Source organism: Streptosporangium sp. NPDC002721 (assembly GCF_042888905.1).
Taxonomy (GTDB): Bacteria; Actinomycetota; Actinomycetes; order Streptosporangiales; family Streptosporangiaceae; genus Streptosporangium.
This window is the reverse complement of record NZ_JBIAQI010000056.1, coordinates 23,130-34,344: the sequence shown is the minus strand read 5'-3', so window position 1 is coordinate 34,344 and position 11,215 is coordinate 23,130. Positions and strand designations below refer to the sequence as shown.

At 66.1% G+C, this 11,215-nt stretch carries 7 protein-coding genes; 2 read left to right on the top strand and 5 right to left on the bottom strand.

What is annotated here, in order from left to right; genetic code table 11:
- Nucleotides 1–954: 954 nt before the first annotated feature.
- From ACFYWM_RS43035 to ACFYWM_RS43020, 4 genes are all read right to left on the bottom strand, one after another.
- Nucleotides 955–2,550 (bottom strand): hypothetical protein, encoded by a 1,596-nt coding sequence (locus ACFYWM_RS43035; RefSeq protein WP_389927176.1) that lies wholly within the window; start codon nucleotides 2,548–2,550, stop codon nucleotides 955–957.
- 534 nt (nucleotides 2,551–3,084) lie between these two features.
- Nucleotides 3,085–4,245 (bottom strand): trypsin-like serine peptidase, encoded by a 1,161-nt coding sequence (locus tag ACFYWM_RS43030; protein ID WP_389927174.1) that lies wholly within the window; start codon nucleotides 4,243–4,245, stop codon nucleotides 3,085–3,087.
- 129 nt (nucleotides 4,246–4,374) lie between these two features.
- Nucleotides 4,375–5,598, bottom strand: a complete 1,224-nt coding sequence (locus ACFYWM_RS43025; protein WP_389927172.1) for a trypsin-like serine peptidase — start codon at nucleotides 5,596–5,598, stop codon at nucleotides 4,375–4,377.
- Nucleotides 5,599–5,800: 202 nt separating this feature from the next.
- Nucleotides 5,801–7,393 (bottom strand): hypothetical protein, encoded by a 1,593-nt coding sequence (locus tag ACFYWM_RS43020; protein ID WP_389927169.1) that lies wholly within the window; start codon nucleotides 7,391–7,393, stop codon nucleotides 5,801–5,803.
- A 318-nt stretch (nucleotides 7,394–7,711) separates the two neighbouring features.
- Here ACFYWM_RS43020 and ACFYWM_RS43015 point away from each other — a divergent pair, with 318 nt between their 5' ends.
- Nucleotides 7,712–8,365 (top strand): SSI family serine proteinase inhibitor, encoded by a 654-nt coding sequence (locus ACFYWM_RS43015; protein WP_389927166.1) that lies wholly within the window; start codon nucleotides 7,712–7,714, stop codon nucleotides 8,363–8,365.
- 209 nt (nucleotides 8,366–8,574) lie between these two features.
- Here ACFYWM_RS43015 and ACFYWM_RS43010 read toward each other — a convergent pair whose 3' ends face one another.
- Nucleotides 8,575–9,690 carry a trypsin-like serine peptidase gene (locus ACFYWM_RS43010; RefSeq protein ID WP_389927163.1) on the bottom strand — a complete coding sequence of 372 codons (1,116 nt, stop codon included), beginning with the start codon at nucleotides 9,688–9,690 and terminating at the stop codon, nucleotides 8,575–8,577.
- Between the two features lie 590 nt (nucleotides 9,691–10,280).
- Between ACFYWM_RS43010 and ACFYWM_RS43005 the strand changes: the two genes are divergently transcribed.
- Nucleotides 10,281–11,162, top strand: coding sequence for a hypothetical protein (locus ACFYWM_RS43005; RefSeq protein ID WP_389927160.1), 882 nt, complete (start codon nucleotides 10,281–10,283; stop codon nucleotides 11,160–11,162).
- The last annotated feature ends 53 nt before the right edge of the window (nucleotides 11,163–11,215 follow it).

Genomic DNA, 11,215 nt, shown 5'->3' with positions numbered 1-11,215 from the left:
TTGGTCTGATGTGGAACGCTTCTTGCGTCCCATGCGTCAGTAAAGGGAATGCCAGAAACATACAGCGCCGATCTTGGTAGCCGGAAGCCGGTTCGGGGATCAAAGACGGCCTTGATCGCGTCGATGCCATTCTGTGATGTTTGGGTACGCCTGAAGCTGTTGTGAAAATTGATGGGCGAGCCACATGTTTACGCAGATAGGCATAGGCTTGGTGTGAAAGTGACTGATGTGGCGTGAGTAGGCCAGCACGTTCGGTTACCGGTCATATGTGATGCAGATCACACCGATTCGATGGCACCGATTTCGCAGTGGACGCGTCTAAAGACCCGTCGATTCGGGATCCAGGGCGTGAACGAGCCCGAGAACATGCCGTACGGGCGTCCCGAACAGCCGCGAGCGACCTCTTGTCGCCCTCCCGCCCTCCGTCGAGAGGCTTGATCCTTCCGCTGCCGAGCGTCGGCCACAGGGATGGTGGAGTCCGGCCGGGGAGATCCGGCGCCGGCCGGGAGCGCGACACGGCGGCGCCGAAGCGGGAGAGGTGGCTTCACGCGCGTGGGAGCCCGCGAGGAACGCGTCTGTGATCTCCAGACCTCTTCTCCAGGACCGATTTTCCGGGGTCGGTCCTCGCTTCCGTTCGCGGGCCTGGTCCCTGGAGCCGTTCTCCAGACCCGTTCTCCGGTTCGCCTCGCGGACCTGATCTCCGGACGCCGGTCGCGCCGGGCTCTCCGGTGGGCGAGATCGCCGGCACGTCGAAGGGCCCGGCGGTTCCGCCGGGCCCTTCGACGTTCACGAGGAACCGGTCGCCGTCTTCGTGATCGACCGGTGGGGGAATGGCCGAGGGGGGCCCGGCTGGTGCCGGGCCCCCCTCGGGTGAAGCTGGTGGTGCTTGGTCTTGCGGTGGTGCTGTGAGTCTGAGGTTTGGACGCTCAGGCTCGGGTGATCTTCAGGAAGCTACTACTTCTTGACGATCGAGCCGGACCACACCGCGGCGGCCTTGGTGTAGACGGTCGCGGTCTCGCCGTCGAAGTACGGCGAGGTGATGATGTCGAAGCGGCCGTTCTTGTCCTGGTCGCCGAACAGGCTGGTCACACCGCTGACGTAGCCGAGACGCTTGGCGTTGCTGTACTTGGACAGCCAGGGGCCACCGTCGGCGCCGGGGGTGAAGGAGCTCTTGAGGCCAACGTGCTCCTCAACCTTCTCCGCAGCCGAGGTGTACACCTTGCCGGAGGTCTTGCCGTAGGTCCACTTCGGCGTAACGCCGGTGTAGGCCTTGTTGCCGTCGGGGTGCGGCGCGGCCGGGTAGCCGAACACGAACACCGTCTGCTCGGGCTTCTGGTTCCAGGTGAAGCCCTGGCCGCCGACGTTGTCGCCCAGGCGACCGGCGTCCTTGATGTAGCCCTCGACGACGAAGTAGGTCTCGACCCAGTACTTGATGTTGACCGTGGTCTTGACCCACTTCTTGACGAAGAACTGCTGCTTCGTCCAGCCGATCACGTTGCCCTTGTCGTCCTTGACCTCAGCCAGGGTGCCGAGGAACTTGCCCTCACCCTTGGCGGCCTTGAGGGCGTTGTAGTCCTCGAGGCTGATCGGGACGACCGTGCTCAGACGCTCGAACTTGTTGCCGTTCTCCAGGCCGTTGGAAGCAGCCTTGTAGACCGACTCGACAACCTCGGCGCCGACGAGCTGGACGCCGTCCTTGCCGGTCTTGATGTAGTCCTCGATCTTCGCCGCAGCGTCGGAGGGCTTGGCGACGGTCTCGACCTTGGGGTCAACAGCCTTGGACTTGAACGGGCCCAGGTCGCCGTACTTCTCGTACCCGGCCGCGTACTCGTCCTTGGTGATGATCTTCTCGTCGATGTACTTGGCACCCTTGTAGTCCGCGAACTCCTTCGCGGTCACCTGGGTGGCCTTGCCGCCGCCGACGTGGATGCCGTTGTACACGGTCACGAACGCGTAGTCGCGGTCGCGGTCGTTGTACACGCTGTAGTCGTAGTGGGTGTAGGCGGTCTTACCGACGTACACGCCCCACGGAGCCTTGCCCTGGTAGTAGCCGGGGACGAAGACCCAGTTGTCCATGGCGCTGGCGTTCTTCTTGTCGTCGTAGACGCAGTGACCGGCCGTGGCGACCAGGTTGCGGTACTTCGACTGGATCGAAGTGGCCGAGCACCACTTCAGCTCGCCCTCGGAGTCAACGAAGAACACCTTGCCGATGGTCTTGGGCAGGTTGATGTTCTTGACCTTCGCGGCGGACTTCTTCTCCTCGCCGATCGGGGCCACGACGCCCGGCTTGCCGTCGGGGGTGTAGCCACCGGACGCGCTCAGCTTCGAGGCCGCGATGGTCTCGTCGGTGTAAGCGGTCGCCTTGGCGAGGTTGTTGGTGTGGCCGTTGGCCTTGGTCCAGAACTCCGCGACCGCGACGGCGTCGGGGGCGTTCTTGGCCAGGGTGTCGTAGGCCCAGTCCGGAACAGCGTTGGCGGTTCCAGCCAGACCGGCGGCCAGCAGACCGGTGGCCAGAACGGCGCCACCGGCGGGGAGGAGGATGCGCTTCAAGGGAACTCCTTGGTCTGATGTGGAACGCTTCTTGCGTCCCATGCGTCAGTAAAGGGAATGCCAGAAACATACAGCGCCGATCTTGGTAGCCGGAAGCCGGTTCGAGGGGAAACAGTCGACCCTGACACCCCGAGACCGTTTCGTGATGTTTGAAGACCGTTGATGCTGATGTTGCGATTGAGGTCTGTCCAGACTGTTTCCGCAGATAGGTGGAAGTCTGGGATGAAAGTGACTGATGTGACGTGTTTGGTTGATCACGGTGGGCTATGGTCCTCATGTGATGCAGATCACATCAACTTGATGGCACCGATTTCGGAACGGGCACGTCTAATGCGCCTGCCCGAGGCCGGATCGTCTTTCGGATCGCCCCGTGAGAGGCCCCCGGCCCCCGGAATCCGGCCCCTCGCCCGGGGAACGCCCCGGGAACACCCGGCCGCGTCCCGGGAAAGGCCCGGGAAACGGGTGCGGGACCCGGCGCTGCGCGCCGGGTCCCGCCGATGGTCCTCGGGGCCGGGGAGTCACCCGGCCCGAGGGTTACCTGTAGAGCTCGCCCCTCGGGCCGACGATCCTGCCGGACCACACGTTGGCGGCCTTGCGGTAGACGTCGGCGGTCTCGCCGTCGAAGTACGGCGAGGTGATGAGGTCGTAGCGGTCGTTCTGGTCCTGGTCGCCGAACAGGCTGGTGACGCCGTTGACGTGACCCAGGCGCCTGGAGCTGCTGTACTGCGAGATCCAGGGGCCGCCGTCGGCGCCCGGGGTGAAGGCGCCCTTGAGGCCGACGTGCTCCTCGACCTTCTCGGCCGCGGAGACGTACTCCTTGCCCGAGGTCTTGCCGTACACGTACTTGGGCGTCACGCCGCTGTAGGGCTTGTCGCCGTCGGGGTGCGGGGCCTGGGGGTAGCCGAAGACGTAGACGGTCTTGCCGGTCTTCTGGTTCCAGGTGAAGCCCTGGCCGCCGACGTTGTCGCCGAGACGGCCGACGTCCTTGGAGAGCAGGATGTAGTAGTGCGAGCCACGTGACCACTTGGGCCCGGTGAACCCGTTGTACTCACCCTTGGTGACCTGCTTGACACCGTCGAAGGCGACGCCGTTGTAGACCGTGACGAAGGCGTAGTCCTTGTCGTAGTCCTCGTAGTTGGCGAAGTCGTAGTGCGTCCACGCCGACTTGCCGACGTAGATGCCCCACGGGGCCTTGCCCTGGTAGTAGCCGGGGACGAAGACCCACTTGTCGAGGGTGTCGCTGTTGCTGCCCGGGTCGTAGACGCAGTGCCCGGCCGTCGCGACCACGTTGCGGTACTTGCCCTGGATGGAGGTGGCCGAGCACCACCGGTACTCGCCGTTGACGACGAAGAACACCTTGCCGATGGTCCTGGGCAGGTTGACGTTCTTGGCGAGCGACGGGGTGGGCTTCTCCGAACCGGTCGGACCGACGCTGCCGGGCCTGCCGTCGGGGGAGAAGCCGCCGCCGACCTTCATCTTCGGCGCCCCGGGGTCGGGGTTGTAGACCGTCGCCCTCTTGAGGGCGGCGAAGTTGGAGGCCGCCCAGAAGTCGATGACCGAGACCGCCGAGGCGTTGTTCCTGGCCATCGGGTCGGTCGCCCAGTCGGGGGCGGCCTGGGCGGTGCCGGCCAGGGTGGTGGCCAGCAGGGCGGTGGCTGCTGCGGCGCCACCGAGGGGGAGAAGAGAGTGCTTCAAAACAGGAGCTCCTTGCGCTGCAACGTTCCCGGACATCCGGGAACTGCGGGACGACAAGCTACGAACCTATGCATGGATCGCCGGAGCAAACCCCACATAAGGGTCTCTTAAGGATCTCCTAAGGTGCCTTTATGGTCGGGGCGCCTGCTGGGTCGCGGCCCAGTGGTAGACCGCGTAGGTCGACGCGATGAAGTACGGGGAGGAGATCCTGTCGTACTTGCGGTCGGTGTTGACGTCCCAGGCGAAGCTGTTGACGCCGTTGAGGTAGCCGACGGAGTTCTTGTTGTCGTAGAAGATCAGCCAGGGGCCGCCGCTCGCGCCGTTGGTGAACGTGCAGGCCAGGGCGACCCCCTGCTCGACCAGGCGGGTGGGGGCCTTCACCTTGATGGTGAGCCCGCGGCACGACTTCAGCTGCTGGCCGTTGTAGGGCCTGCTGCCGTCGGGGTGCGGGGCCGCGGGGTAGCCGAAGGCGAGGGCGGACAGCCCGGCCCCGCGGTTGGTCGCCAGGCCCTGCCCGCCGACGTTGTCCTCCAGGCTTCCGACGCTCTCCATCTCGTAGCTGCCGGACGTCTTGCCGGCCTTCCACCTGAAGCCGTCGTGCACGGTGACGAACGCGTAGTCGTAGTCGTAGTCACCCCTGCCGACGAAGTCCTCGTGCAGGTTGAGCGAGTGGCCGATGTAGATGCCGTACGGGGTGTTGCCCTTGTCGTAGCCGGGGATGAAGATCCAGTATTCGGCCGGGCTGCCGGTCTTGGCGTCGTAGGCGCAGTGTCCGGCCGTGGCGACCAGGTTGCGGTTGGCCGCCGCCACGGAGGAGGCGGAGCACCAGTAGTCCTTGGCGCCGATCCGGAAGAACACCTTGCCCACGGTCATCGGTGAACCACCGGAGGCCGGGGCCCGCTTCTTCGGCAGGGTCGGCCTGACGGCCGGCGCGGAGCCCTTCGAGGTGGTGGCGCCCTTTCCGCCGGTGGCCGAGCCCGTCTCCGCGATCACGGCCGTCGCGGTGGACTCCCCGGCGGCGGCCGTGGCGCTCCCGGCCGTGGCGCTCCCGGCCGTGGCGGTTCCCGGGGTGGCCTTCGAGGTGGGAGACGCCGAGGGGGAGGGGCCGCCGTTCTTCATCTCGGGCGTGGCGGGGACGTTGTCCATGGCCTGCCTGAGCCGTGCCGGGCTCCAGTACTCGGCGATCCGCCGCATGTCGGCGCCGCTCTTGGTCAGGGTGATCGAGGTGATCCCGTTGGGCACCCCGTCCAGAGGGGTGGCGGCGGCGCTCCCGGCGAACACGGACGTCATGGTCACACAGGCGGCGATCAGCCCGCCGAGTGTGGCCGTGAACCGCCGGGCGCGGGAGGACATGGGGTTCCTTTCGGAAGAACCGGGAGTTAGGAGGGGCGCAAGGGATGATTTTTCCAGATCAACTTACTTTTGGGCAGTTCGTTGGACCGATCCGGTCATACTCTGTTATCTGATCAGTGTGGCTGAAGGTGTATAAGCACCCCGTGAAGGCCGGAAAGGGCCCGGTGCGTACCGGGCCCTTCCTCGTTCACGAAGCCCGTGTCTAGGCCGGGAGCTTCCCGGTCCAGAGGTTGGCGGCGTGCTTGTAGATGCCGTACGTGTCACCGTTGAAGTACGGGGTGGTGACGCGGTCGTAGCGCTTGTTGCCGTCGCTGTCGACCGTCAGGCTCACGACACCGTTGAGGTAGCCGGTCCGCTTGCTGTTCTTGTACTGCAGCAGGAAGGGACCGCCACTGGCGCCCGGGGTGAAGGCGCACTTGATCGCCTGGTGCTCCTCGGCCTTGTAGGCCGACACGACGGGCGCGGCGCCGGTCGTGCCGTAGCACCACTTCTGGGTGTGACCGGAGTAGGGCTTGTCGCCGTCGAGGTGGGCCGAGGTCGGGTAGCCGAACGTGAAGACCTTCTTGCCCAGCTTCTGGTTCCAGCTGAAGCCCTGGCCACCGACGTTGTCACCGAGGCGGCCGGCGTCGGAGAGGAGCACCACGAAGAACCGGGTGTAGTAGTAGACCTCCTTGACGCTGGTCTTCACCCACTTCTTGATGAAGTAGCGCGTCTTGAACCAGGCGATCTCGTTGCCGTTGGCGTCCTTGGGGGCCTCCAGCTTGCCGAGGAACTTGCCTTCGGCCTTCTCCTTGAGGAGCTGCTGGTACTCCTCCTGGCTGATCGCGACCTTGCCCTTGTCGTCGCTGAAGCGGGTGAACTTGGAGTTGTTCTCCAGGTTGTCGGGGGCGGCCTTGTAGACGCTCTCGACGACCTCGACCGCGGTCAGCTTGACGCCGTTGCGGCCGTCCTTGACGTACTGCTCGATGTGCTGCTGGGCGTCGGCGGGCTTGGCGACGGTCTCGACCTTGGGGTCGAGGGTCTTCTTCCAGTACGGCCCGTTCTCGCCGTACTTCTCGATGCCCAGCTCGTACTCGGACTTGGAGATCTCCTTGTCCTCGGTGTACTTGTGACCCTTGGTCGCCGCGTACGTGGGCGCGGTCACTTCCTTGACACCGGTCTGCTTGATGCCGTTGTAGACGTTGACGAAGGCGTAGTCGTAGTCGTAGTCCTCGTAGACCGTGAAGTCGTCGTGGGTGTTGACCTTGGCGCCGACGTAGATGCCCCAGGGGGCCTTGCCCTGGTAGTAGCCGGGGATGAACACGAAGTTGCTGAAGGGCTTGTTCGTGTCGGTGTCGTAGACGCAGTGGCCGGCGGTGGCGACCAGGTTGCGGAACTTCGACTGCACGGAGGTGCCGGAGCACCAACGCTCCTTGCCCTTGTCGTCGACGAAGAAGACCTTGCCGACGGTGATCGGGAGGTTCACGTTCCGCGACTTGCCGGCGGTCTTGCCCTCCTCGCCGGTCGGGGCGACGACGCCGGGCTTGCCGTCGGCGGCGGCCCTGGCGGCACCGGTCTTGTTCAGCTTGGCGGAGACGGTGGAGTCGGCGAGGTAGGTCGTCGCCGACTTCAGCTTCGAGGCGGTCCAGTAGCCCGCGATGGCCTTCGCGTTACCGGAGGGGGTGAGCGCCGACGACTTGACGTCCGGGTCGGCCGTGCTCGCCTGGGCGGTGGCGGGGAGGGAGGCGCCGATCATCGCGGCGGCGGCGAGAGCGCCACCGAGGGGGAGGAGGAGGCGCTTGGCTCGGGAGTTCAATGGAGCTCCTTCTTTGTCATGGGTCACTCGGGACGCAACCCACGCATGCGTAAAGAGACAAGAGGTGACCGTACTCGGCAAAGATGGGTTAAAAAGCTATAAATCGGGCAACTGATCGGACCGTTATATTTTTGTTACTAAATTCATGGAACCGGGAACTCCCGGAGTCCGTCTGATCTACCTGAACTTGATCGAGCAGTCCCGTGCGAGTCATGTGACCGTATGAACTGCGGAAACAGCCAGGCTTGTCGTTGTCCCGCGGGAGTGACCGGGGGCAGGCTGAGCCGGCATCCGCGTCACACGTCATCGGGGGATCTCATGCGGCGTCTTCTCTGTCTGGCCGTTGTCGGCCTCTTCCCGCTCTCAGGTACGGCCGCGGCGTCCACGGCGCCGCTCCAGGATCCGGGCCCCGGGTGGCAGGAGACGAGGCCGTACCCCCGCTCCGGCGACCCGCGGTCGCTTTCGCTCCATCCGGGCGGGCCCGCCCCCGTCGTGCACCGGCCGGTCGAACCGTTTCCCGACGCCCGGCCCCCGCGCAGCGCCAAGGCGCTCGTGCTGAGCCTCGCGAAGGGGGACAAGCCCCTGCCCGTGGCCGGCCACGCCCTGCTGCTGTGCGACCGGCCCGGTGGCACCCACCCCGACGCGGTCCGCGCCTGCGAGGCGCTGGCCGAGGTGCGGGGCGATCCCGCCAGGCTCAGGCCGAGGACGGGTGTGGCGTGCACGCTGCAGTACGACCCGGTCACGGTGACCGCCAGCGGGATCTGGAACAGCCGTTTCATCCGGTTCGAACGCACCTACGGCAGCCCCTGCGCGCTGAGGGCCGCCACCGGCGGGGTCTTCGCCCTGGGAGGCGACCTCCGGGGGCCGGGAACCGGGTGGAACGCCTCCGGTGAGATGGCCGCCCCTCCGGGAGCGCCTTCAGGGCCGCCTTTCGGAACGTTCCCGGGGACGATCCGGCGGCCGGGTTCGTGACCTGACGTCCTTGGCGGGAGCGGCCGGGTCGGTGGTCACCACTTCTTGGGAGAGTGGCCAGGGTTGTGGTCGCCGCCCTTCGCGGGAGCCGCCGGGTTCACAGCCGCCTGTGAGAAAGGGCCCGGTCCCCGGACCGGGCCCCGCTCGTTCACTTCGGGCTCGTTCGCCCCGGCCGGCCGAATGGCCTTACGGTCGGCCGGTCGCACGGGTCAGTTGGTCCAGCGGTTGGCCGCGGCCTTGTAGACCTTGTAGGTATCGCTGTTGAAGTACGGCGAGGAGATCTTGTCGTACCGGTCGTTCTTGTCGGTGTCCCAGGCGATGCTGTTGACGCCGACCAGGTAGCCGGTCCGGCTGGAGCTCTTGTACTTGTAGAGCCAGGGGCCGCCGCTCGCGCCCGCGGTGAAGGCGCACTTGAAGCCGACGTGCTCCTGGACGTTGTACTTCGGCGCGGCCGGCATGGCGCCGGTCGTGCCGTAGCACCACTTCATCGTGCGGCCGGAGAAGGGCTTGTCGCCGTCGGGGTGCAGGCCGGCCGGGTAGCCGAAGGAGAAGACCTTGTTCTTGACCTTCTGGTTCCAGGCGAAGCCCTGGCCGCCGACGTTGTCGCCGAGACGGCCGACGTTCTTGATGACCGGCTTCCACTTGTTGTCCTTGTCCTTCTCCCAGTTCACCTTGAACCCGGAGTGGACGTTGACGAAGGCGTAGTCGTAGTCGTAGTCCTCCTTCACGACGAAGTCGTCGTGCGCGTTGAACCACTTGGCCGCGTAGATGCCGTAGGGGTTCTTGCCGTCCCACGCCTGGTTGCCGTCCCAGTAGGACGGGATGAAGATCCAGTTGTCGTAGAACTGGTTGGTCTTCACGTCGTAGACGCAGTGCGCGGAGGTGGCGACCACGTTGCGGTACTTGCCCTGGACCGAACTGCCGGAGCAGTACTTCCAGCTCTTCGAGTCCGACGGGTTGGCGCCGGGCAGAGTGAAGAAGACGCGCCCGACGGTGTTGGGCAGGTTCACCTGCTTGCTCTTGGAGGACTTGGCGCCCTCCGCGCCGATCGGCGGGACCGACCCGCCGGGGCCGTCGGGGCCCGCGGCCCTGGAGGCCTTGCCGCCCTTGACGCTCAGGTCGAGGTCGCCGGTGGCGTCCGTGGCCTTGCGCATCCGCTCGGGCGACCAGAAGGAGGTGGCCTGGTTCGCCGTCTCCGAGGCCTGGGAACTGACCACGTCGTCGGGGGCCGTACCGGCGTTGGCACCGGTGGTGGCGCCGATCACTCCGGCGATCATGAGAACGCCGGTGAGGGGGATCATGAGGCGCCGTGCTCGGGAATTCATGAAGCTCCTTTCGCTCTCGGCGTGGAGACGGGACTTCTCCTCGCCGGGAAAACGATCGGAACGTTACTGACTGATTCGAGCGGCGGGCAGGAATTGACGGGAAAAAGTCTGGGACGGTTCCATCCGATGCTGTCTTGTTATTTGAATAGCAATTTGTTATAGCTTAACGAATTGGCATTTCCGCAGCTCATGGCGGTTATGGGGAGGTCTCAGGGGTATCGCTGTCATCAGTGGTAACAAAGATTACCGGAGGCTTCTCGAGTAACTTCGACACCTTTGGGTTTTCGGGTGCGGTGACGTCACCAACGCTGTTCCGGGTGTTCTCCGGCCGTTTTCCGTGAGGGTTTTGCGGGTGATCACGGGAGGTGAGGTGAATATCGGAACACCGGTCCCGGGATACGGGTGCCGCACCACGGATCTCGTGAAGTGACCCTCGGAACACGCGCATCGGAACGCGGGCGCCGCCGCCCGACGTCCCGGCTCCCCGGGCATCGATTCTGATTCGTGACGCTACTGACGCGGGCGCCGAGACCGCCGGACCCCGAAGATGGGGCCGAGAACCGTACCTTCTGCAAGAGGCGGCCGAAGACGTGGCCGGTGGTCAGCACGACATCATCGAGGCGAGGTCCAGGACGGGGCCGTGGCGCTGGATCGGCGCCGCCGCGCTGGTGGCGCTCGTGGTGTGGAACCTGACGGGCCGGGAGCGGCCGGAGGCGGTCTCGCCGTCGTTCCCGCCGCCGGTGCCCACACGGGCGGGGACCGTCGCGGAGGAGGTGCCGAACGTGCTTCACCCGAAGTACCGCCAGAAGGGCGGCAGGCAGATCCTCGACGTGGTCTTCCCCGACGGCTCGGCCGCCGAGGTGAGCTACCCGGCGGAGCTGGGCCTGGCCGAGCTGGGGCTCAGGCCCGCGATCTCGGGCCGGCTCGACGGCCACTCCGGCCCCTACCGGCAGCTGCTGGTGCCTTCCGGAGGTCCGGCGGGGGTCGCCCAGGGACGGCCGATGATCAGAAAGCTGACCAAGCAGGTCTCCCTCTGGCATCCGATGAGCCCCGCCGAGGGCGAGGTGCTGCTGTTCGCGTTCGACCCGTGGTTCGTGGCACTGCGCGACCTCAAGGACGGCATGCCCTTCGAGCAGCGCATGCTCTGGGCACGCAACCTGCGCGGCAAGGTCACCAAGGGCGGCTACCTCGTGCTCGACGCGACCTCCCCGGTGCGGCTGGCCACGCAGGGGGAGGTCCTCGACGGCGAGCCGCTGGGACCGCAGCTGTGGTTCGGCGGGGCGAGGGAGACGCTGCTGGTGCTGGCTCCGGTGCCGGGCTGCGACGTCGCGTCGATCGAACTCTCCGTCATCGAGCAGCGGCGCCGCTTCTCCGTCGAGACCTGCCAGGACGGGGTGTACGTCGCGGCCTCCGGGGAGCGGGGCCACGTCGAGAGGACCATGGCGGGCATGACCGTCAGGCGGACGGCTTAGGGCGGACCCGTTCGCCGTGGCCGCCTTCGTCGCGACCGGTGCGGTCCCGTCGC

Coding starts and splice junctions, on each gene's coding strand:
- ACFYWM_RS43025 (WP_389927172.1), bottom strand. CDS start 5,598: ATGTCCTCCCGCGCCCGGCGGTTCACGGCCACACTCGGCGGGCTGATC.
- ACFYWM_RS43015 (WP_389927166.1), top strand. CDS start 7,712: ATGCGGCGTCTTCTCTGTCTGGCCGTTGTCGGCCTCTTCCCGCTCTCA.
- ACFYWM_RS43010 (WP_389927163.1), bottom strand. CDS start 9,690: ATGAATTCCCGAGCACGGCGCCTCATGATCCCCCTCACCGGCGTTCTC.